17 protein-coding genes are annotated in these 23,891 nt (G+C 37.6%); all 17 read right to left on the reverse strand.

The annotated features are described in order from the left end of the window. Positions 1-52: 52 nt before the first annotated feature. A complete protein-coding gene (locus RBU59_RS11465; protein WP_308148001.1) occupies positions 53-1,432 on the reverse strand; it encodes an alpha/beta hydrolase in 1,380 nt (459 codons plus the stop codon). A 342-nt stretch (positions 1,433-1,774) separates the two neighbouring features. Beyond that, on the reverse strand, positions 1,775-3,286 hold the full coding sequence (locus RBU59_RS11470) for a serine hydrolase domain-containing protein (RefSeq protein WP_308148002.1): 1,512 nt from the start codon (positions 3,284-3,286) through the stop codon (positions 1,775-1,777). A gap of 249 nt (positions 3,287-3,535) precedes the next feature. After that, positions 3,536-4,738, reverse strand: coding sequence for an NADH-ubiquinone oxidoreductase-F iron-sulfur binding region domain-containing protein (locus RBU59_RS11475; RefSeq protein ID WP_308148003.1), 1,203 nt, complete (start codon positions 4,736-4,738; stop codon positions 3,536-3,538). Beyond that, positions 4,735-6,855, reverse strand: a complete 2,121-nt coding sequence (locus tag RBU59_RS11480) for an FAD-dependent oxidoreductase (protein WP_308148004.1) — start codon at positions 6,853-6,855, stop codon at positions 4,735-4,737. Before RBU59_RS11480 ends, RBU59_RS11475 begins: the two co-directional genes overlap by 4 nt. A gap of 32 nt (positions 6,856-6,887) precedes the next feature. Then, positions 6,888-8,051, reverse strand: coding sequence for an MFS transporter (locus RBU59_RS11485; protein WP_308148005.1), 1,164 nt, complete (start codon positions 8,049-8,051; stop codon positions 6,888-6,890). A gap of 153 nt (positions 8,052-8,204) precedes the next feature. Beyond that, positions 8,205-9,569: an MFS transporter gene (locus RBU59_RS11490; protein WP_308148006.1), complete on the reverse strand. Its 1,365-nt coding sequence runs from the start codon at positions 9,567-9,569 to the stop codon at positions 8,205-8,207. A gap of 15 nt (positions 9,570-9,584) precedes the next feature. Beyond that, positions 9,585-10,553: a flavodoxin family protein gene (locus RBU59_RS11495; RefSeq protein ID WP_308148007.1), complete on the reverse strand. Its 969-nt coding sequence runs from the start codon at positions 10,551-10,553 to the stop codon at positions 9,585-9,587. An 86-nt stretch (positions 10,554-10,639) separates the two neighbouring features. Beyond that, positions 10,640-12,085 (reverse strand): FAD-dependent oxidoreductase, encoded by a 1,446-nt coding sequence (locus tag RBU59_RS11500; RefSeq protein ID WP_308148008.1) that lies wholly within the window; start codon positions 12,083-12,085, stop codon positions 10,640-10,642. Between the two features lie 65 nt (positions 12,086-12,150). After that, positions 12,151-13,209, reverse strand: coding sequence for a Gfo/Idh/MocA family protein (locus RBU59_RS11505; protein WP_308148009.1), 1,059 nt, complete (start codon positions 13,207-13,209; stop codon positions 12,151-12,153). 12 nt (positions 13,210-13,221) lie between these two features. Next, a complete protein-coding gene (locus RBU59_RS11510) occupies positions 13,222-14,274 on the reverse strand; it encodes a sugar phosphate isomerase/epimerase family protein (protein WP_308148010.1) in 1,053 nt (350 codons plus the stop codon). A 13-nt stretch (positions 14,275-14,287) separates the two neighbouring features. Beyond that, positions 14,288-14,674 carry a C-glycoside deglycosidase beta subunit domain-containing protein gene (locus RBU59_RS11515; protein WP_308148011.1) on the reverse strand — a complete coding sequence of 129 codons (387 nt, stop codon included), beginning with the start codon at positions 14,672-14,674 and terminating at the stop codon, positions 14,288-14,290. Between the two features lie 69 nt (positions 14,675-14,743). Then, positions 14,744-15,862, reverse strand: coding sequence for a Gfo/Idh/MocA family protein (locus tag RBU59_RS11520; RefSeq protein WP_308148012.1), 1,119 nt, complete (start codon positions 15,860-15,862; stop codon positions 14,744-14,746). A 59-nt stretch (positions 15,863-15,921) separates the two neighbouring features. Beyond that, positions 15,922-16,839: a sugar phosphate isomerase/epimerase family protein gene (locus tag RBU59_RS11525; protein ID WP_308148013.1), complete on the reverse strand. Its 918-nt coding sequence runs from the start codon at positions 16,837-16,839 to the stop codon at positions 15,922-15,924. A gap of 194 nt (positions 16,840-17,033) precedes the next feature. Further along, positions 17,034-19,442, reverse strand: coding sequence for a GH39 family glycosyl hydrolase (locus RBU59_RS11530; RefSeq protein ID WP_308148014.1), 2,409 nt, complete (start codon positions 19,440-19,442; stop codon positions 17,034-17,036). A 261-nt stretch (positions 19,443-19,703) separates the two neighbouring features. Further along, positions 19,704-20,390, reverse strand: coding sequence for a class I tRNA ligase family protein (locus RBU59_RS11535; RefSeq protein WP_308148015.1), 687 nt, complete (start codon positions 20,388-20,390; stop codon positions 19,704-19,706). After that, positions 20,374-22,668 (reverse strand): helix-turn-helix domain-containing protein, encoded by a 2,295-nt coding sequence (locus RBU59_RS11540; RefSeq protein ID WP_308148016.1) that lies wholly within the window; start codon positions 22,666-22,668, stop codon positions 20,374-20,376. Before RBU59_RS11540 ends, RBU59_RS11535 begins: the two co-directional genes overlap by 17 nt. Before the next feature lie 23 nt (positions 22,669-22,691). Continuing rightward, positions 22,692-23,867, reverse strand: coding sequence for an MFS transporter (locus RBU59_RS11545; protein ID WP_308148017.1), 1,176 nt, complete (start codon positions 23,865-23,867; stop codon positions 22,692-22,694). Positions 23,868-23,891: the final 24 nt, after the last annotated feature.

Here is a 23,891-nt window from a genome sequence, read left to right on the forward strand (position 1 = left end):
TACTTTTCTTTAAGCCTTGATTCCTGATTCAGATTTTAGTCCAGTTTATTTCTCATAATCCATTAATCCATGCAGCAATATCCATAATTACCTGAGGTTCTACATGGTTTGGGGCATAATAAACTGAAATATCGGGAATTCCGTTTGCTGAAATCTGGTTGGGCATAAACAGATGGCTAAGACCCTCATAGAGGTGATAAGTAACATTATTACGTCCTTCCAGAGTCGTCTGCCATAGTTTATAGTCTTTGTCCGGATAGATTTGAAAATCAGCACTGCCCTGCAGAATAAGCATTGGAACTTCTAAATTTTTTACTATTGCCATGCTGTCAATGTCGTTAAGACTTTTCCAGTAGTTTCCTGTAGCGCCCAGGATATAATCCGTACCGGTTGCATCTTTGGCTTTTGTTTTTTCAATCTCAGCTTCAATCTGCTTAAGTGAATCATTTTTTTGCTGTTCGGTTAGTGTATTTTCCGCATCGATTGCTGCTTTGCACTGGTCAAGCATTATGTCCTGTAAGGAGCGTAAGGAGCCGGCCATCGATATAAAACCTTTTATTTGGAAATTATCGTTAGCAATTTTAGGTGCCAGCATTCCACCAAGACTGTGTCCTAATAAATAGATCCGTTCTGTATCCACCCTTTTATCATTACAGAGCATTTTAACTGCAGCCGCCGCATCATCCAGCACCTCATATTCAATTGTATCCCCTCCATCGGCAGGATATTGATAGGTAGATTTATTATAACGAAGTGTTGCTATCCCTTGTTCGGCAAGACCAAAAGCAATATCTTCGAATGGGCGGTTTGGTACAGGTCCAAGCGACTCATTCATGTCATGAGCTCCGGAACCTTGTATCATTATAACTACCGGAGGTTTCTGCACACCTTTTGGCAGGGTGAGCATACCCGGCAGTTTTTTCTCACCGACAGTGACCGGAATTTCTTCCCACTTATCTGAAGTCTGAGGTTTCGGCGGAGCCTTTGGTACAAAATTAGTCCAAATGCCAACAGGTACACCACTAGAATTATAGCTGATTGTTATAATTATATTATAAAGTGTGCATTCAACCTCTTCCGCTACGATACTCATGTTTTCCTTCTGGGAATACTTGCAGCTAATAACCTTGCCAGGTTTGCCGGTCTGTACCATTATCTCATCCCAGCCTTGTTTCAACGCACTTTTTGTAATACTCTTTCTTATCTGTTCGGCAGAATCTTTATAAAAGTCATCGAAATTCCCCTTTATAAATTGAGATACATAATTGGAAGTGCGCTTTTCTAAAACCGCTTTATTATTTGATGTATTTGTTGTGTTACCGGTATTACTTTTTGCAATAACTCTTATTGGGTTATTGCTCACGCTGAGACTTAAAACCATTACAATAGTAAATGTTAAAATTAATTTAAATTTCTTTGCAATTGTAAGCATATCATTACTCCTTCGCTTTAATATAATTTTATTTATGTACTACTTCAGAAATACAGTGAGTAAATAATTAAGATAAGAACTCTTAATGTTACAATAACGGTAAATATCTTAACAAAAGGATACCTGCCGAACGAACTTAATATCATAATGAATCCTGTGAGCAGAGAATCACACCAAGGGTAATCCCATTAAATCACCTCTTTCTATTTAGGATTTTATCTAAATACATTTTACTTCTATTACCACTTACTGTCAATGACTATTTAGATATTTTTCTAAATAGCTTGAACGCATGAGTAAACTATTAGCTCTGCATAATTTGTATACTTTGGTCCGAAAATGTTAAACTTGCGAACGCCGGGGATGCAAATTGAATAATTCTAAGAGAGCTGATATCAATAATAGTAAAAAAAGCAGCAAAAAAACAAAACTGCAAATAATTAATGTCCGGGGCATCCACACCCATACCATGTAATAGTTATAACCGGCCAGGTATGGCCAGAACCCTAAAGCTAACGTCATTCCAAGACATAATACACCTTTCATTATTAACAGGGATTTTTTAAATTTAGTTTTGGACTTCCTCTTTTTAGAGACATCTTTTTTTGACGTCTTTTGCCGAATTATAATTAGGATAATAAGTACTGCTCCTATAACAATACCTATACTTAGAAATTTATCTAACGGCCCATTTATTGAATTCTGTCGATACGAACTCTCACCCAAAAAAGCCCTCATAATGTTCTGAGATATATCAACCGTGTGATTACCTTGAATATTGGACATAACACATACTGATCTACCAGTTTCAGGCATTATGATAATGTTTGATGAATAACTTGGGTTACTGCCACTATGAGTAATCATTTTCCCATCTGCTGATGTTTCCCAGCCATATGTATAATAAACCGGCTTCTTTCTAAATTGACTTATTACGATTGTATTATCTTCCTCTATTTCATGAGATTTTTTAATTAATCTTGACAATTGTTCCGGTACATCCTCTCCCCCCATTTGAGCATTTAACCATAAACCCATATCAGAAGAACAGGTTATTAAATATCCGTCAGCCAGGCATCCCTGATAGCGGGGAGCATTATATTCTCTTGCTTTCATAAAAAACTGCGAATAACCTTGGGCCATTTTACCGGTATTGATTGCATATGGATAATCAAAAGTACTATTTTTCATTCCCAGAGGAAACAGAATTCTATCTGTAACAAAGTCTTCATATTTTTCTCCTGTTACGGCTTCTATTATATATGCCAGCAGATCATACCCAATATTAGCATATTCGTATTGTGTACCCGGCATAAAATCAAGCTCTGTTCCCTCCGTAAGTCTGACCGTTTCTTCAAGGAGATCTTCTGACGTTCCTTCCGGGAAATGATTCATTATGCTACTGCGTAACCCACTGGTATGCTGAAGTAATTGTTTTATCGTCACTTTCACATTTTGGTCCTGATATCTCACATGAAACCACGGTACATATTTTGATACATTATCATCAATGGATATTACCCCATCATCCTCCAGAATAAGTACGGCAAGGGCTGTAAATGCTTTTGTTGTTGAGCCAAGTTCGTATAGGGTATTCTCAGTTGCTTTTTTCCCATCATTTATATCAGCATAACCAAAATTATAATAGCTCGCATCCGATCCATCTGTTATCACTATTGATACACCCGGTGCATTTTCATCCTCCATGGCATCTTTTATCATCTGCTTTACTTGCGGATTATTTATTACATCGGATATATCATGATTAGTCTCTGCAAAAACCTGTAAAGAGTAACTATTAAATATTAATATAAAAAGCAGCACTACAGTCGTAACAATTTTACTTTTCCCCATATTTACCTCACTTTTTTGTTAGATTTTTTTCTAAATACAATATTACCGCTCGTACCAATTAATGTCAATTGTATTTCGAAAATATTCTAAATAGTATTCGCAGCACCCACATACCAACACAGCTTCTCCCGTATCACCTGATAAAAAAAGAAATCAAACCCGAAAGTCTGATTCCTCTTTCTATGCTAAATTAAGCAATAATTCTTAAGTTTTAATACTTCAATTATATGCTGCAAGAAATATAAATGCCTACCTTTTTTTAAATCTTCCGCACTTAGTCAGTCGATCCGGTAATTTCGGAAGCTTACCGACAGACTTTTTAATTGCACCTGCTTCGCAGACTTCAATACATCTTCCGCATTTTGTACAATCAAATTCATCAATCATATGTATATATCCACTTTTTCCTGCGATACAATCCGTGGGACATATATCCATACAATCTCCGCAGCCCTGACAAATTTCAGGATCGATATAGATACCTGTTAATGCTGTACAAACATTTGCCTGACAAATTTTCTTTTTAATATGAGTTTCATATTCTTCATTAAAATTATTTAAAACACTTAATGCTATATCTGAAGATGTCTGACCAAGAGAACAGTTTGTACTATATGCCATCGCATCTCCAATTTCATTGATTATCGGGATATAATCAAGTTTACCCTTACCCTCCGTAATGTCTTTGTGCATATTCTGCAGCTGAATTAAACCTTCTCTGCAAAAAACACACCTGCCGCAGCTTTGCTGTCTTGAAGCTGATAAAAGTTTTTCTGTTTCACAGATCATACAATCATTGTGAGTAAATGATTGTATAACCCCATTCGTGATATTTGCTTGTTCTACCGTTAGGTTCAGGGCATCCGGTTTATAAATTCGACCGCCAAGCCTCAGTGCCTTAATCTCCTCAACTCCCGATAAAAGATCCGATATCTTTATATCCGGTAAAACTTTTCTTAATTGTTGTCCATTGACTGATACATAAACTCCGCAGCTATATTCGTTATTCAAATATTCTACTATTTCACCTGCGGTAATCAGATGAATAATCAGGCTCCCTTTATAATGCCGATGGTCTACAAGTCCAAGATTGATATCTATCCCATAGGTATTTGCAGTTGCCTGCAGTTCACTGACATATGCTTCTGCATATTCCGGAATACAGATTATTTTATCCTTTATATTTAAAGAATAGGCTATTATACTTAACCCCTCCATAATCTTTACAGGGTTTTCTTTCAGGATATCCAGAAGTACACCGGATGTGTCGCTATTATCTAAGGCAGCTACTAATTTCATTGAATTACCTGTCTTATGGCTTTCTGCCATAGCAGCATCAAGCTTTTCCGATAGCTTCTCCCGGTGCACACCATAGTCTTTTAACCCGGCTGATACAAGTTTTTGTATTATGTCTTCCGGTTTCATCTTTTTGACTTTATCCAATGTATTCATGGCTGATTCACTTCCTTACTATTGAAATCACCCCATAACCTGGGCTTTTCAATTTTTAACCTTAAGTCACACTGCAAACATCTTCCTGCTTCCCCACATACCTCTCCGGTCTCTAACCCCAGATCAACAAGATTAAAGTTGTCTTTTCTTTCTTCTGGAGCAAGAACTGATGAATGTTTACGAGATTGATATCCAAACTCCTTAAATTGCCCGATATAAGGCTTGACATTATCACTGGGTGCCAGTATTTCTGTAATGTCTCCATCCCCGCCCAGATACCGGTCAATTTCTATTGCCGCTGATCTTCCTGAAGCAACCGCCATTATAACAGATTTTGTTCCATAGATTCCATCACCTGCAGCGAATATACCGTTCACCCCTGTAGCAGTAGAATTATCCTTTACAATGATTAAGTTCCCTTTTCTCAGGGGAAGACCTGCTTCCGGTATAATACCAGGTCTTTGTCCAACTGCAAAAATAACTGTATCTGCATCAATATGGTGTTCTGAATTTTTTTCTTTTTGAATCATAGGCCTTTTATTTTCATCAAATGTAAAGGATTCCACATTCATAAAGTCTATACCGGTAACATGATCGGTACCGGTAATTTTCTCAAAGGTCTGACCAGGGTGTATCAATATTCCTTCCTCTTTAGCCTGTAAGATTTCCTCCTGATCTGCAGTCATATTATCTGCCGATTCAAGACATGCCAGATGAACTTCCAAAGCTCCAAGCCTTCTTGCAGTTCTGGCACAGTCAAATGCAACATTCCCACCGCCAAGCACTATTACTTTACTTCCTATACCTGTATATTTCCCCATACTTGCATTTCTTAGGAAATCAACATTTAACAGAACTTCAGGCAAATCATTACCATCCATTGGCAGACGTACTCCTGAATGATTACCGATTGCTGTAAGTACAGCATCATATTCTTTCAATAGTTCAGTTATTTTTTCAATCCTTGCATTTGTTGTAATCTGTACTCCTGCTTCTTTAATTACACTTATTTCTTCCTCAATAATTGATCTTGGCAGACGGTAAGCCGGTATACCATAACGTATCATACCTCCCGCCTCGGGAAGAGCTTCTTTAATCGTAACTTCATGCCCCTGTTTTCTTAAGTAATAGGCTGCCGTCAAACCGGCAGGACCGGCCCCGATAACACAAACCTTTTTACCGGTGTTCTCTAACTGCTTACCTTTTCCCTTCCAATATAATCCGGTATCATGTTCCGCTGCATATCGCTTTAAATTTCTGATAGACATAGGTTCATTGAGTTCTTTTCTATTGCATTCCTGCTCACAGGCATGGGAACAGATATATCCGAGAGTTTTCGGGAACGGAACTTTCTCCCGAATCACTGCTGTTGCTTCATCGTATTTTCCATCTTTTACATACCGTACATATCTGGGTATATCTGTATGAGCGGGACACGCATATTTACATGGAACTAAGGTATCTTCTCTGCTAGTATTGGAAGCTGACAGCTGTAATTTATCTCTAATTGTACCGGTTGGACATACTTCTGCACAAGCACCGCAAAATCTACAGTCAGAATCTATCAGTAACTGATTATGTAGTGTTCCGACATAGGATTCCAGTTCCTTTTTTCGATACTGTAACACTTTAACACCTCTTAGTTCATTACATGCACGTACACATCTTCCGCAGAGAACACATCGGTTCATGTCATGAATCAATAGCGGATTTCGTTCCTCTGCCTGAAACCCCTTGGTACGCATTTTCAAACGGCCTGTTTTAGGTCCTATATATTGAATAAGTGCCTGCAATTCACATTGACCATACTTAGGGCAGGTAGTGCAGTCTTCCGGATGCCCGGTTAATAATAATTCCATTGCCAGTTTTCGAAGTCTTGTTATCTCCTGACTATTGGTCCTGATCTTCATTCCATCCTTAGCTTTCAGGGTACAGGAAGTAACAATTCCCTGTTCTCCCTCCACTTCAACAATACACATGCGGCAAGAACCAAGTTCACTTAAATTTGGATGATGGCATAGATGCGGAATGTAAATGCCTGCATCTAACGCACAATCCAAAACATTTTTATTATCTGGTACATTCAACGAAATTCCATCGATTGTAATAATTGCCATTTTTATCTCCTCCATTTATAATATTGGCTCGGTTATTTCATCTCTTTGGGCCGATTCGACTGTTTTTGAGAAAATACAAATGTGATTACACATAGAACTGCCATACCAATCAGACTGATAATGAATTGATTCGCAGCTGAATTTTTTTTCAAAAAACCCTCCGACAAATATTTTATTATAATCGGTGAAATCAAACCGCCAATTCCTCCAATTACAGCAAATATTCCACTGGCCTTAGCAACCGCTTTTTCATCTACAATAATTGAAATTATATAAGTCGCCTGCGCCATAAAACAACTTAACGACATACCGCATAAAGCACTGCCGAAATATACCCCGGTTAATCCTGGAATAAATAAAATTGATGCATAACCGGAAGCCGCCAATAAGACAGCAAAAGGAAGGGTAAATTTATGAAATATCTTTGATATTTTAGCAAATACCGCACCAATGATTAATGCAAATGCCGCATTGATTGCCGTTACAACTCCTGTTACGGCAGTATTACTGCTTATCTTCTCTAATACATAAATCCCGATATTGGTACTGTAAGAGGTTATAAACAAAGTATGCAAAAATGATAACACCGAAATAATATACACTTTTCCATTTAATTTCATTGTTTTTTCCTTTGCCTCACTTACCGGCGGAGTATGGGGAAGCAGTATTATAATACCGGCCATGGATACAAACGCTATTACATATACTAAGAAGTAATACCGGTAGCCTAACCCAGCCAGTATACCTCCTAGAAGATTACTTACCATACTGCCAAAACCCATACCCACAACATGTATTCCGATATATGCAGCCCGTTCTTCTGCTTTAAAGAATTCAGCTATGATTGCTGCATTGATTGGTGAGACAATACCAAATCCAAAACCAATCAAAAGCCTTGTTGTGAACATAAAGGAATAGTCTTTGATAAAGAACGGCATTACCCCACACAGCCCGATAATAAAGAGGCCAATGGCTGCAATCGTTTTTTTACTTAATCTTGTTGTTAACCACCCAATGAGCAGAGAACCTATGATCAGTAATACATAAGGTATTGTCTGCAACAACTGAACAGCACTTGTTCCCTGAGATTGATAATTCTCATTGAGTACTCCTAATACCGGCATAATACCTGTAATATTTAATCCGAACGCAAATGCTATCATAAAAACGGATAATGCAACTTTTTTATTGCTCATATAATATGTCCCCTTTGCCTAATTAATTTATCTGTCAGCTTATATTCATTATTTCTCCGTCCTGCATGATAGTTACTAAATCAGGAATAAGCGCACAGCAATGCCAACTATGCGCTTATCCTTATATCATTAACTATATTTCTTTCACGCCTGTTATTCCTGTTGATTCACTGATCCAGCTGCATTTCTAGCTGCTATTTTTTCTCTGATATCAGTCATTTTGCTCTCAGGTAAATTATAAAAGATCAACGGAATAATGGAAATCAGGAAGAAAAACATAGGTATTAAGTTTGCTGAAATATTAATTCCATTTTGTACCCCGGGAGTTGGATCCTGTCCGGCCACATAACCAAACCACCCAATAATAGCAATTCCCAAAGCACTTCCTATAGCGGATGCAACCTTTGTCCCAAGGCCATTCATAGCAAATGCCGTACCGTCACTTCTAATATTATGTTTAATATCGTAATCATCAATTGAATCAATGATCATTGCACTTCCGCAAGGTCCTGCAATATAACCCAAACCATAAACGATATGGCTTACAAATAGATACGGTATGTTAGTATAAGGTCCGAAGAAAATCATTGCCATACCGATTGCCTGAATTAACATTGCTATGATACAGGTTGTTTTCTTACCGAATCTTTCAATGAACTTAGGAGCAAAAGGCATTACTATTGTACCGACAATCATCTGCATCATCATAAATACCGTAATAAACCGGAAATCCTTAACACAATAAATGTAGAAGTATACAGCAACACCGATTCTGCCGAATAAACCTGCCATTGAAATAATCGTATAAAGAATAACCATCATTAAGTTCTTGTTCTTCGCAATTGCCTTCACAGTTGTCTTTAATGGAACCTGTTGTTCCTTTTTGACTGTAATATTTTCTTTACATAGAGCAGCCACCAGCCAAAAGATAGGAAGTGCAACCAAAGCAAAGATAGCAGCCGTCTTCTGATACCCGTCAGACTGCACACCATTTCCAAAATATTTAACCAAAGGAAGCGTAAACAGATTTAATACAATCATACCAACGGTCATACCAATCATCTGCGCGGCATATAAACGATTAATCTTTTTCGGGTCATTTGTCATAACTGCAGGCATTGCAGTATAAGGTACATTGACAACGGTATAACTCATGCCAAGACCAATATAGGTAACATAAGCATATATTAATTTACCGGTACTTCCAAAACCTGGGACTGTGAATGTTAAGATTGTAAATATAACCAGTGCTGGTGCACCGATTGCTATGTACGGCCGAAACCTTCCCCATCTGGTATGGGTTCTTTCCATGATAGCGCCCATCATCGGATCGTTAATTCCGTCCCATATTTTAGCAATTAACATTAATAGTGCTACAGCACCTGTAGCAAGTCCAAATACATCGGTGTAGAATAAAATCAGATACGAGCTAACCATTGTCCATGACAGCTGTGATGCAAAGTTTCCCAATCCATAGATACCAATTTGAGCTTTTCCCACACTTTTTACTTTCTCCATAAGTAATCCGCCTTCCTATTGATTTATATATTCATCAAATTTTTCATATTTTTCAAGCATTTTAGGTAATGTATCTTTATTCGCCATAAGTTTTGGAATACATACTTCTTTCATCCCTTGAATTTCGTAATAATGTTCATATAAACCATTCATTGTGCTGCGTGCACGATTTTTCTGCTCTTCACTGAAAGTAACAATAATCTTATTATTCTGAATCTCTAAATTACCAGTAATACCGCATACAGGACATTCGATATTAGTACTGCAGTCCTTACCAATGCTAAGCAGGTTATTATGACATACCGGGCAAACTCCCCTCTCCCCCATCCATTCTATTTCATCATAAGGTCTTCCTACCGATTCAGCCAATTTGCGCCCCAGATCACCACATTGTTTTATTAACTCTGTATCAAATACGGGATTTGCTTTTCTGCCCTGATCATATGCATCAATATGTCCGACAGCTTTCATATAACAAGAAAAACCAAACAGATGCATTAAGGGAAGTCCCAAGGAAACCCAGTTCTGCGTAGAAGCACCCCCAACCGAGATATACCCAACATAACGATCCTTAAAATATCTCGGATCTAAGAGTTCGTCACCCGTTTTTCCCTCTTTCAGTCTCTTCTTCTGCTCTTCCTCTAATGCTGCCCTGTCGTGTGCCGGGCCAAAGCGGTCAACAAAGTTCTTAAATTGTCCAACCGTACCAACTGCAAAAACCGGAGCCGCCAATATAATTGCATCAGCGTTAAGGACTGCTTCCTCTAATATTAAGTAGTCATCCTTAATGATACACTTTACCTGACCTCCTCGATCTCTCATGGTGCTGCAGGCTCCGCATCCTTTACAGTGACCGATCTCCATGTTCACGGTGCTGATAAATTCCACTTCGGCTCCAGCTTCCTTCGCTTTATACAAAGCTTCTTTTACCATGATTTCACTGCATTTCATCTTACGCCCAAAAGAAATTCCTAATACTTTCATTCTTTACTTCCTTTCTGTTTTCTGTAAAATATAATATAAATGTAAAAAAATATAATTGTAATAAGATTGTTAGTTTGCTTATAATCTTATATTTCAACATATTCTGCTGCGCTCATTCCGGCAATACGTCCTGTATTGACCGCATATCCCATTGAATTGCCCGGTAAAAGGAACATATAACTGTCATCATAGATATTGCAGGAGTCAGCTCCCGCTGCATATAATCCAGGTACAGGCTCAAAGCTTTCATTGACAGCCTCACAGTTTTCATTAATTTTTATACCACCCACCGTTCCATAACCTCCGGTGCGGATTTTAGCACAGTAATACGGTGCTTTAATCAGTGGTCTTAAAAATCTGTGATCCTTAAAAAATTCTTCATCCACACTATCACAATAATCGTTATATCTATCTACAGTATCTATTAGTGCAGTTTCATCAATCCCGGCCATTTGGGCAAGTTCTTCAATACTGTTTGCAATATAAAGGTCTTTATTATTATTTTCCTGCGCCATTTTTATACCGTCATAAAAATCAGAAACATCCGGATTTGTGCGGACAAGGCTTACATTATCCACACCATTACGTACATAGTGCTTAACAATGGAAGAGTCAACTATGCTGTAACATATTTTATCCTTCTGATGCACGACGACATTAGATAAATAGGTTGAATTCTGCATCTGTTCCTCATTCATGACTCTTTTACCCAGTTTATTAACTAATAGATTCGGCTGACTGAAGATATTGGATATCCCTTGCGGCAGTTCTTCCATTCCCTCAATACTGGCAGCCATTTCAATACGTACCTGTGTTTTTCCCGCTCCGGCTTCCCATGCCATCTTCATACCATCTCCGGTTAACCCGGGTATGGCAAAACTGAATAGATCTTCTCCATGTTTCAGTCCTGTTTCTTCCTGAATTAACTGCTTATTTGAGCCCGCTCCGCCGGTACAGATAATGGCCGCCTGACATGAAATTTCTATTTCCTGCCCCGTCTTATCGATACCAATTACTCCGCCAACTTTACCATCTTTCATAATGATTTTCTTCGCTGGTGTCTCCAGAAGAAATTGTACTCCCAGTTCAACTGCTCTTTCATATAAAGCTTTGTTCATAAAGGAAGCTGCTCTGGGTCCGATTCCATGATCGGTTTTTACGATGTGCCAGGTTGCCTCTGATTTCGGGAAGTAACGAAAAGCTCCCTCGAATTGAACTCCCATTTCTTCCAACCATTCAATCGTATCCGCAGACTGCTCAAAATATTTTTTAACCAGTCTCGCATCTACATTGTAATGTGTATATTCCATAAACATGTTAAATGCTTTTTCAACAGTAATATCTATCATTTGTTGTTTTTGATATCTGGTCCCTATTCCCAGCGGTCCCATTCCCATATTAGCAGCGCCGCCCACGGAAGCTGATTTTTCAAGTACTATTACTTTAGCTCCGTCTTCTGCAGCCTGAACCGCTGCTGCCAGTCCGGACGGTCCTGCTGCAATTACCACAATCTGAGTTTCATAATTTATCATAATAACCTCCGTTTCTGCCTTTCATTAACCTTCACTGGAATTTCATTTAAAATTTAAGCCGGAATCTACCGTGCTTTGCATTCGAATCGAATCGCTTCACCAGTTTTTGCAGATTTTCTTACCGCATCCATGACACTTAGCACTCTCCTTACCTGGTCAGCTTTTATTACAAGTTCCTCTTCTTTTTTAAATGCTTTCACAAAATGGGTAAAATAATCCCTGTGAGAGACATTCACTTCCGGTAAGGGTTCTTCCTTTAGCAGCCCCGGCTCCGGCGGTCCAAAGCTTCTTGTCGGTCCAGCTGCCGTCATTGTAATTTTACCAGGAACATTTTCAAGCAGATGAGCGGTCCTTACAATCTTGCCCTCTCCGTGAAAACCATCTATTAAGGCACTGCCTTTATTTCCTCCAATAAACCAGGCACGCTTTGGTGTCAGATAATAAGTTCCCAGTTCTATTTCTGCCATTACCTTATTCTTGAATTTTAATATTATCTTAAAGTAATCATCCACATCTTTGTTTATAACATTCCGTACATCCGCATACAACGAATCAACTTCAGAATCAACCATATCAAGGATTTGATCTATCAAGTGTACTCCCCAGTCGAAAAGCATACCTCCACCCATTTCGGGAAATACATGCCAGTCATGCATATTACCATTAACACCGTAAAGCTGTGACTTAATGATATACATATCTCCAACCAGTCTGTTATCATATACTTTCTTCATAATTTGGTAATCTTTATCCCATCTTCTCTGTTGATGAACCGTAAAGATTACATTATTTTGTTTGGCCGCTTTTATCATTTGATCAAATTGGGCAACCGACATTGCGGCAGGTTTTTCACAGATGATATTTTTTTTGGCATTTGCACTTTTTTCAACCATTTCCAAATGACTGGGATTTGGTGTTGATATAATAACCGTGTTTATATCTGCATCAGCCAGCATATCATCAATACAGGAATAGGTTTTTATTCCCTCCGGTATCTCCTTTAACTGATTACTATTGGTATCTGCAACAGCTACAAGTTTAATATCATCAATGGTTTTTAACATATCTGCATGGCAATGCCCCATGAACCCAAATCCGACAATACCAATTTTTACTTCCGCCATAATAAATCTCCTTTATTCTTCAATTGCCCTTCTTAAAACCTCCTGATGGCGGCGAACCTGTTCAATACTGTCAACTGGAAGTGCATCATTTAACATTCGGTTTCCTTCATACTCTGTCGATAAAAATCCATGATATCCTGCTTTTTTATAGGCTTTTACTACCTCTTTCACAGGAATGGAGGGTTCATTATAATCTTCCGTCAAATCATAGCATTTGGCATGGGTATGATAAATGTATTGAATATTATCTATTATGTCTTTTGGATCATTCCAGGTATATCCGAAAGATTCCATTGCATAGTTAAAGTCCGCCTGATTTGCATTTGCTTTTTTAAGGGCTTCCATTAATTCGGGGAAACCATTTGCTTTCATATATGCCTGATGTGCCAGCCCTAAATTCAAATCATATTTGATTTTGGTAAATCCTTTTTCAACACGATTGCTAAATGCATCATCAACAATTTTTACCCCTTCCTTACTCGCTCCCAGACGAAATGCCTGTGAACGAAGCTGAGCCGGTATCTGCCTGCAGAATATCCCAAAATCAGGCATGAATCCAAAATGTTTCGTTCCGGTTCTTAATATCATTTCCATATATCCGTCCGCCCACCCGGAATTTAAGGAAAAGGGAGAATGAACTTCAATACATACCTTAATATTATTTTCTTCAGCGCAAGCCAGAGACCCCTCAATAACATCAAGCGGAGTTGCAACCAGTGTTCGAAGAGTCTTAAACCCCAATTCCTGTGCAATTTTAATATCCCTGTTCATCATATCAACTTGTTCTCTAATTGTAAGAGTCCGGTTATCATAAATATGATTTTCCAAAAATGCATCATAGCAGGTTGGTTCTGTTTTGTACTTCTCCATCCAGCCAAACCATTTTTCTTTAAATTCAGGTGTTACCACTGGGAAATCATCCATCATTTGTTCCGGCAGTAATTCAATTCCTGTAGCACCGGCCTTGGCAGCCTCACGGATGCATCCCTCCAAATCCAGTTTTCCCTCATAATACTCTTGCTGATAACTATATAAAGAAACACTTCTTCCAATCTGATAGTCCATTTGTACCCTCCTCCTAAACTTCAAAGTCATATTCGCCGGAATGAACCAGTATATGCGGCATATATGATGGTGCAATTGTCTGGGTGCATTTAATATGATGTACTCCCTTATCCAACCCTCCGTCTGATAAAACAGTTACGGTGGCATACTGACCAAATAACCAGCGGTTGCTAATCACCGTACGCATTTCTTCCAAAGTGAACGTTTCACCATTTACAGTAAAGCGAATTGCATCTCTGGGATAATCTATCCCATCCACATTTACTTCTATATTTCGAATGATGGAGAGGGTTACACCTCTGTAATATTGAATTTTCATATCAAAGGAAAAACCAACTACCCCCTCTTCCTTTTCTACGTTTTTAAACCCATCCGGTCGATACATTTGTTTTGGGAACATAGTTCATACTCCTTTCTTATATGTTTAGGCCTTATATTGTAGTAATGTAATAATTCATTTCGAAATGATTTATAAATAAATCTCTTTTCCGGTTTCTGCTGATTTATAGATTGCATCCAGAACTTGTGTTACCACAAAAGCCTGTTCCGGTTTCACCAAAGGTTCTGTGTCGTTTAAGATTGCATCCATCCATTGTGACTGCTCACGTACCCCCTCCGCAGAGGCGCCTCCCTTAAAGAAGTCAACTACACCTGCGGGTGAAATTGTTTTCTCCATTAACTGATTATGTTCGACTGTATTATAGATCAACTCATCCTTAGGGTAACTTCCGCCGTGATGGATTTCCGCACCTGCCTTAGTTCCGCAGAGAGTCGTTGAAGCTTCCATTGATTTTAAAACATTAAGGGCCCAGGAAGCCTCCAGATACACTGTTGCACCATTCTCCATTTTAACTAAGCCAAACGCAGAATCTTCAACTTCAAATGTTTCAGGATCCCATGGACCGAACACATTACCCTCCGGCCCGTTTGACTGACGTCCTAATTTGTAGAATACCTGCCCGGATACAGAAACCGGTTTATAGTTATTCATCATCCATAAGGTTATATCAAGCGCATGAGTTCCGATATCAATCAACGGACCGCCGCCTTGTAATGCTTTATTGGGAAATACCCCCCATGTTGGTACCGCTCTTCTTCTTAATGCATGTGCTTTGGCGAAATAAATTTCACCCAGTTCACCATTTTCACAGGAAGCATGCAAGGTCGTTGTATCGTCGCGGAATCTGTTTTGGTAGCCAACCGTAAATTTTTTACCGGATTTTTTCCACGCATCGATCATTTTTTGTGCATCCTCTGTATTATGCGCCATTGGTTTTTCACACATTACATGTTTCCCTGCTTCAAAAGAAGACACTGTAATTGGGCAGTGTGCTACGTTTGGAGTACATACGTGAACAACATCAAATTCTATGCTTTTATCTGCAAGCATTTCTTTATAATCGGTATACACCTTAGCATCCGGAGTACCATATTCTGAAGCAGCTTTTTCAGCTCTTTCTTTGATAATGTCACAGAAAGCTACTATCTCTGCTTTTTCTGAATTAGCCTTTAATGATGGCATATGCTTTTGATTTGCTATTCCTCCACATCCTACAATTGCAACTCTGACTTTCTTATTTTGACTCATAATTTTTACTCCTTTACTTTTCTATTTCACTATCTATTCCTTGTTAAAGCATGCTTAGTTTACAAATATTGTTTTAGATATTTCTGACTTAACATCAGAGATTTTTCTATATTTTCTCTACTTCCCTCAAATGCTTTGTCCTCAATCTCGATACAGGTATTACCTTTGTAACCAATATCCGTTAATGCTGACACATATCTGCTCCAATTAACATCTCCCAGACCGGGAAGCTTCGGAGACATGTATTCCAGCGGATAAGCCATAATACCACTATCATTTAAGCGGTCCGGATATAATTTAATATCTTTATAATGTATGTGAAAAATCTTATCTGCAAAATCATAGATGGGTTTAATATAATCCATCATCTGCCATACAAAATGAGATGGATCATAATTAATTCCAAGATTGTTACTTGGAAGAATATCAAATACCTGTCTCCAGATCTTCGGCGTTGTCATAAGATTTTGTCCTCCGGGCCATTGGTCTGCGCCAAATAACATCGGACAGTTTTCTATCGCTATTTTCACATCCTGTTCTTCTGCCAGCAGTATAATAGACGGCCATATTTCTTTTACAAGTGCTAGGTTTTCTTCCACATTTTTAGTCTGGTCTCTTCCAATAAAAGTTGTAACCATACCGATTCCCAGCTTATGACTCGCCTTAATAAGGTCCTTAAGATGTTTTATTGCTGCTTCTCTCTTTTCTATATTCCTATCCATTACATTCGGATAATAAGCCAGTGATGAAATTGTCACATTTTTTTCTTTGCTGTATCCTTTTATATGTTCCGCATAGCCATTGTCAGCAAGTACTCTTTGGATATCAATATGACTTACTCCTGCATATCTTCTCTCAGCCTTTCCTTGTGGCCAGCAGGCTGCTTCTACACACTCAAATTCATGACTTGACGCAAAATCCATCATTTCTTCGTAAGAACATGAATCTAAAATTGCACTAACAAATCCCAGCTTCATTTATCAATCTTCCTTTCTTACTCTCTGATATAAACATTTTAGCCGAATAACTGTACAAAATCTTTAATGAAGTTATCTATATATACCCGCTGAATCAGTCAACTTTTACAAAAGAAAAAGAGAATGACAAAAATAATACCATCATTTTTGTCATTCTCTTAAATTTAAAGCAGATTAATTTGTTTATTTTTTATTCAACTCTGCTTTTCATATTGGTAACTGATATCAATCAGGCATATTTCATGGGGCTGCAGTATAGAATCCAATTGAATAATACCGTCTTTCACTTCTATCTTTTTTAATTCCATATACGGCATTGATGCTCTTTTTAGATATTCAATTTCATCCACTGACAGCCTCACCGTATAATCCATCTGTCTCCAAATATCCTGAACACTTCCACTTTGCTGATTAATCATATAAATTTTAATTAGATATATCCCATTACTGACTTCATTAATTCGAAAATTCAGGGAAAGCGGATCCAGATCCTCATACAATGAATTCATCTGATCGATTGCTATCTCATTCTCAGCTTTCATAGTATATTGATAAGAAAGCCTTTTATAATTATGACAGACTATAGAATAGGCTCCTCTCCCATTGGTCGTAATAACAGAGTTTTCATTTTTGCCCAACAGCTGATGATATAAACTCTTTAAAAACCTAAATGCATAAAATGCCGGTTTGCGGATACTATCCTTTGAAAGTAATCCGCTATCCCCATTTAAAATAGCTTCCGTATCATAATATTCAGAATACAAATCAGTTCCATGCCAATAAGCTAATAAGTCGGCTGTTTCCATGCAATCGATACAGCTTTTTAGAATGTAGGCTCCTTGTGCACAGCTGTCATTGATATAGTTACGATTAGAGATTGTAAAATTCCATTCACTAACGTGAATTTCATCTACATCAAATTTCTCTTTTAGCAGTGCTTGTCTAAATATGGCTATCTGATTATTAATAAATCCACTATCTAACGATTTCTTTCCGTACATTACTCCTCCCTGTTCTATTGTCACATAACGATATGCATATACTGTTAAAAAATCAGGTTTCACATTATGTTTCTTCCATATTCGAAGTATCTCAGGATATCGTTGGTTTTCATAACCGAGTAAAAAACCAGCTCCGCCTATTTTAATTTTCTCCGATACTTTCTTTAAAACCCGATAAACTATTTCATAATATTTATAATATAATCCTTCTTCATCCTCACTGTTTAACCTTGGATCATTCCACATCTCGAAATACCAGTTCTCAATTTCTTCTATGCCATATCGATTTGCTAAATGGACTGCCAATTCCTGAACAGCTTCCTGATATTGGCTGAGCTTTTGAAAGAAAATCTCATTTTCATTTCTCATCAGATATTCCTCTTCCGTATTAATGAGCTGAAGAGGTTTAAAACCTAATTCAATATATGGCCTCATTTGATTTTGATTTAAAAAGTCTAATACTCGATCAAGCTTGCTAAAATTAAGCCTGCTTCCAGGCTTTCCGTTTTCACCATACATAGAGGGCAGGAAAATATTCCATAAACGGATATATTTAAACCCAAGTTCTCTTTTAATGAGCAAAACATGCTGCTGTATATCAGACCTCAGCATGGAATTGGCATCTCCGATATTAATTACCTCTTCCCATGGTTTTTTCATTTCGGTTTTTATTTTTGTATTAACATTTAGTATTTTAACTTGATTTAAAACGGGTAAATCTTCCGAAGCACCTATACCTTCCAGGTATTTACGAATTTTATCTTGTACTTCTTCTTGATTTTCAACTCTTTCCTCTTTATCCTGCTCCTGTCTGGCTTTTATTCGATAAGTGGAGGGTGTCATATGATAAAATTCGTGAAAAGTCCTGTTGAAAGCTGCGGATGTGGGGAAACCGTTATCCAGAGCTATCTTTATTATTTTTTTATCCGTATAAAGGAGTTCGTCAACTGCATGAAATAACCGCACATTATTTAAATACTCCAAAAAACTCAATCCAAAATGCTTCTTGATATATTTTGACAGATAAGCATTGGATAAAAACAACTGCCCGGCAAGGTCATTGAGACTTACCTGCTTTGAATAATTTGATTGTATATAATTCTGTATTTCTAATACTCTGGAACCCTCCTGTAAACCTGCAATTTTTAAACGGTTATCATCGGTTTTTATCATAAAATTTGTGCTTAACAGGTATAACACTTGAAAATACAGGCTATTCAGATATAAAGAGCCTTCTCTCTCCCTGTCATAATACCTGTTTAGTATACGGTTCAAAATATTCCGTAATTCATCGTAAGCAATATTTTTATCCACTACCGTATTACACCAAAATAACAAATGACTGGATCCAATATAATCTATAAATAAGGAATAATCAATTTGAAATCTGGCACTTAGTACTTCTTTTGAAATTGCTTCCACCGAATGTCTTTTATTGGAGTTTATAAGAATATAATCTCCTTTATGCATTTGATACCTTTCCTCATCAACTTCAAGAATCAATTCACCCTTCAATAGATATAGAATTTCGAGATTTTGATGTAAGTGTGAATTTTGCACACTTCCGGCAGCAAAACCAAAGTCTATGATTGCTTTCTGCATTACGGATTTCACCTTCTTTTCTTTGTGTTACTTATTATTTAACGAAATAATAATTTATCTATATTCGTAATATTATATAATAAAACCGTGGAAACCGGCAAGAAATATATAATACTTTTACACATGTTATATATTTATCGTTATTGTTCACTCTCCTGCAAAACATGATGCCGCAAAGCATCATCTCAAATAATGATGAAGAAGTACAAAATGAAATTTAGGAATTTCATTTTGGAGTTCTTCGAAAGAATTTTGGCCTTTTCAAAATTCTTTTTCATTCTTCCCCCGATTTAATAATTTTGCTTTTTCCTCTTCTATTATCCTTTTATCGATTCTTTCAAATAATATCTCTATTTCGGGTAATTGATATCCATCCGGCACAAATTGCTTTTCCCATACACTGCTTATTTCTAACCAATTACAAACCTTTTCCGATGAAAATGGCAGAAATGGGTATAGTAATACTGCTAAATTTGCTATAATCTGAACACAATTATAAATTGTATTATCACAGGCATTGATTTTCGTAACTCTTGTAATCCAAGGCTGCTCTGTATCAAAATATTTGTTTGAATATCTTACAAACTCAAATATACCATCAATAGCATCCCTTAGATTACCTGCCTCAATTTTTTCTCCTGTTTCACGAAAAAGCTGATCTAACTTCTCCTCGATAGATGAACTCAATATTCCTGTTGGAACTATTCCATTCCTATATTTATTGATAAAGGCCAGTGTTCTATTGATAAAATTACCATATGCACCGAGTAATTCACCATTATGGCTGTTCACATATTCCCGCCACGAAAAATCCGTATCTTTTTTCTCAGGTCCATTTGCCAGTAAATAATATCTTATGGAATCAGCATTATATCGATTTATCATAGCAAACTGATGGAACTTCAGCTTGCTTTCTGTTCTGTTGTAATGTCTATTCCCTGTTTTCAAGCCGGTATTTACCAGGCGTCTGCTTTTCATGCTTTTTAAAAAGGCGCAACATTGTCTGTATGTTCCCATAACCGACCTTTTCCGCCACTATTGCAAGCGAAATCTCCGGTTCCTTAAGAATCAGTTCCTTTGCATGGTTAATCCGGCATATGTGAATCGTCTCCAGAATACCGGAGCCTTTGTGCTGTTTATACATCTTTGATAGATATGGAAGAGACATTGAAAAAACTTCAGCTATCTGCTGCACACTCAAAGCCTGATCTTTATAATGAGCTTCAATATACCGGTCTATACGATTCAGCTTCTGCCCGGGTGTTTCTTTTTTGTTTTCATTATGCACGACAAAGCTTTCTATAATATCCATCATCTCATCCTCTAGTTTCTGTATGGAGGATGCCTCAAAAAGCCGCTGTACCAGATTCACTTCTTTATAAAACTGTTCTTCTTCAGGGGATTTTTCAATCTCAATAGCGTTAAGCATCATATTTATTAATCCAAACATACGGCATTTTAATAGCTGAATGGAAGCACCTTCCGTATAGCTGTATTGATCTATTATATTAACAAGATTCTCCTTGGCTTTTTTATAATTATGGTCTGTCATACATTCCATAAATTGTATTTCTGCCTGGATGGCATTAACATTCTTCCAATAGGATGGAAGCTTAATAAAGCTCTCGTCAAAGAGAATCACGCCCCATTTTCCCGTCACCTCGCTGTAATCAAAAGCAGATTTGGCCTGCATATATGCCTCTGTTATTTCAGGAATGCTATGAACGCTCCTGCTGACTGTTATTCTCATGTTTGTTTTGAAGTACTGCAAAGTTACAGTCCGAATCTCTTCAATAATGTTATGCAAAAACATCTGGCTGCTAGCCGTTTCCGGCTTGTCAGACCATATTATTCCTGTGATCCCGGTATATTCCCAGAAAAAACATCTATAGGAATCCCCCAGCAATTCAGTGCCTATATTTCTTAAGCAAAAGATTAAAATTGATTTTCTTTCATCTGCTGTCAGCTCCTGCGTTTCCATACTGCTCTCCATATTTTGCACAATTAACACAATCCCATATTCAAAGGACATCCCGAATTCTTCTTTTAGTAATCGTTCACTTTCCGGTTTTTCACCATATTCCCGAACCATTTCACTAAAACGCTGTCCCCAAACGTCTTCTCTCTCCTTTTTCACTCGTGAACGCAACTGATAGTTATCATGAAGAATGCCTTCCATAAAATACTGTAACTTCAGAAATACATCCTGTTTCTTATCTGAGACAACCTGCTCTTTATGATACTGTTCCCAGTTCAACTCCAGATTTTCTCGTAATCTCTGAATTGGACTATATTTCTTTCTGGTTTCCACATACACACTGTAGAAAGCAAGCAAAATAATGACGGCTAAATACACATAAAGAGCCAGACGCAGATTATACATTTCTCTCAAGTATTCTTTCACAGGCATGACAGTAATGTATTCCCATTCCTCATTATTAAGTTTCCTGCAATTAACAACCTTTTCATCCAGATAATTAACGCCCTGCTTTAATAATCCGTATCCATATTCTACCTCATTGATATTGCCGGATGATATAAAAACTTCACCCTCTTTGGAAATGATGTAGCTGTAATAACCTCTTCTTGCCATGTTGGTATCCTGAAGCAGAAGCTCTTTATAAGCTTGCATATCCAGTTTGACAATTGCCAGACAGATAACCTCACTCTTCCCATTCTTTTTCAGAGGGCATAAGAAATATACTGAATCTTTCATTTTCACAAATGAGCTTGTTTTTTGTTTTTTTGCAAACTCCTTCCATTCTTTCGGAGTTTTGGAAAAACTATTTTCCGATAAATTTCCTCTATTATTATTTGTTAAGGTATAACATCCGGTAAAATAATTACTATTACTGTAATAAATATATATATCCTCCAGACCACTATAGGAATATATTCCTATTAATTCTTTCCCCGCCTGATGAAATGCATAATAATCCTCCGCTTTAAACGGAGGATTAATGTAGGATGCGGAAATAATTCTGTCATTAAAAGTGAGTATGGAAATATCCTGTTTCAAATTCATAAGCTTGTTGTCAAGCAAATTTCCTGTATGCTCGACCGACTGCTCCTGAGATATAACCAACACCTTTTTTGTTACATAGAGTGCTCCCAGGTAAAGCAGCATTCCGGATACAATAAATATGAATATGGTAATAATGGAATCAATGAACCATTTACGAAATACTTTCTCATAAAAATACTGATTTCTATGCAATATTTTCATAGCAATTGCTCCCCTTTTCCTTTTCATCTCTGTGAAAGCGCCTTCTTTTTTCTTTTTGTAATCAATCCATACAGCACTCCTGCGAAAAAAATAGGGATAACATAAATACGAAACATAAAGGGATACCCTTTTGTATCAATTAAACCAGCCGCAATCACCGGTGAGGAAGCCTGTCCAAGATCTGTCCCCACATAGAAAGTACTGGTTGCCGCTCCTCGTCTGTCAGAGGGAACAGACTGGAGTGCCGCTGCCTGAAGTGCCGGCTGAATTGCTCCTGTTCCCAATGCCTTAAGTACGGAGGCTGCCGCAAAAAGTAAGGCCTTATTTCCCTCCGGTACTAAGCTTAGAAGAAAGAGTGCACCTACAACAGCTGCGATACCTGGATACAAAACAGCTGCCAGCCCCTTTTTATCCACCAGTCTTCCACACCATATACGGGAAAATAGAAGTATTATGGCACTTAATGTGAAATACCATCCAATATCCTCCATCCCCACCTGTTTTCCATATAAGGTGATATAGCTGCTTTCGATACCGTTAACAGAAGAAAGCGTAAAAGTAAGGATGCAATAAATTACCACTTCCTTCATAAAAAAATCCTTAGCCTTCAATCGAAGGCTCTCTGCCGCTTTCACAGGCTGCTGATCATCTAAAAACAAAGCCGACAGCAATGACAGAAATACGCAAAAGCCAGCAGAGTAAAACATTACGATACTTCCTGCTTTTTTTGACAATACAAGTCCAATGAATGGACCTACTGCCATTGCAAGAGTCTGCGTCAGTCCAAAATAACCCAGACCCTCCCCCATACGCTTTGAGGGTATAAATTGTGCAATATATGCCACTACAGCTGTAGTCGTAATTCCAAAAGATAATCCGTGAAGAATTCTTAATGCCATATATGATATATCCGATTGTACCATACCATATCCTGCAACACAAAAACAATTTACAGCCAAAAATAAAAGTAGAAGCTTTTTTTTACTGAAATGGTCACATATCCACCCGCTTACCGGACGTATCAGCATGGATGCCATGGGCATTGCACCTATAATAGTTCCGGCCACAGTAACCGACATGCCAAGAGCAACCAGATACTTTGACAACGTGGTGGATACCATATAAAAGCTTATGTTCAAAATAAAGTTCATCATAAAAAGAATTGTGAACTGTCTGTTCCATATTTTATCCTTGCTCATCTATTTTCTCTCAATTCTACCTAA

It is taken from the genome of Anaerocolumna sp. MB42-C2, from assembly GCF_030913705.1.
Classification (GTDB): domain Bacteria; phylum Bacillota; class Clostridia; order Lachnospirales; family Lachnospiraceae; genus Anaerocolumna.

What these genes read in the sequence shown, in the direction of transcription:
- RBU59_RS11465 (WP_308148001.1), bottom strand. Translation starts at nt 1,432, where the DNA reads ATGCTTACAATTGCAAAGAAATTTAAATTAATTTTAACATTTACTATT.
- RBU59_RS11470 (WP_308148002.1), bottom strand. Translation starts at nt 3,286, where the DNA reads ATGGGGAAAAGTAAAATTGTTACGACTGTAGTGCTGCTTTTTATATTA.
- RBU59_RS11475 (WP_308148003.1), bottom strand. Translation starts at nt 4,738, where the DNA reads ATGAATACATTGGATAAAGTCAAAAAGATGAAACCGGAAGACATAATA.
- RBU59_RS11480 (WP_308148004.1), bottom strand. Translation starts at nt 6,855, where the DNA reads ATGGCAATTATTACAATCGATGGAATTTCGTTGAATGTACCAGATAAT.
- RBU59_RS11485 (WP_308148005.1), bottom strand. Translation starts at nt 8,051, where the DNA reads ATGAGCAATAAAAAAGTTGCATTATCCGTTTTTATGATAGCATTTGCG.
- RBU59_RS11490 (WP_308148006.1), bottom strand. Translation starts at nt 9,569, where the DNA reads ATGGAGAAAGTAAAAAGTGTGGGAAAAGCTCAAATTGGTATCTATGGA.
- RBU59_RS11495 (WP_308148007.1), bottom strand. Translation starts at nt 10,553, where the DNA reads ATGAAAGTATTAGGAATTTCTTTTGGGCGTAAGATGAAATGCAGTGAA.
- RBU59_RS11500 (WP_308148008.1), bottom strand. Translation starts at nt 12,085, where the DNA reads ATGATAAATTATGAAACTCAGATTGTGGTAATTGCAGCAGGACCGTCC.
- RBU59_RS11505 (WP_308148009.1), bottom strand. Translation starts at nt 13,209, where the DNA reads ATGGCGGAAGTAAAAATTGGTATTGTCGGATTTGGGTTCATGGGGCAT.
- RBU59_RS11510 (WP_308148010.1), bottom strand. Translation starts at nt 14,274, where the DNA reads ATGGACTATCAGATTGGAAGAAGTGTTTCTTTATATAGTTATCAGCAA.
- RBU59_RS11515 (WP_308148011.1), bottom strand. Translation starts at nt 14,674, where the DNA reads ATGTTCCCAAAACAAATGTATCGACCGGATGGGTTTAAAAACGTAGAA.
- RBU59_RS11520 (WP_308148012.1), bottom strand. Translation starts at nt 15,862, where the DNA reads ATGAGTCAAAATAAGAAAGTCAGAGTTGCAATTGTAGGATGTGGAGGA.
- RBU59_RS11525 (WP_308148013.1), bottom strand. Translation starts at nt 16,839, where the DNA reads ATGAAGCTGGGATTTGTTAGTGCAATTTTAGATTCATGTTCTTACGAA.
- RBU59_RS11530 (WP_308148014.1), bottom strand. Translation starts at nt 19,442, where the DNA reads ATGCAGAAAGCAATCATAGACTTTGGTTTTGCTGCCGGAAGTGTGCAA.
- RBU59_RS11540 (WP_308148016.1), bottom strand. Translation starts at nt 22,668, where the DNA reads ATGAAAATATTGCATAGAAATCAGTATTTTTATGAGAAAGTATTTCGT.
- RBU59_RS11545 (WP_308148017.1), bottom strand. Translation starts at nt 23,867, where the DNA reads ATGAGCAAGGATAAAATATGGAACAGACAGTTCACAATTCTTTTTATG.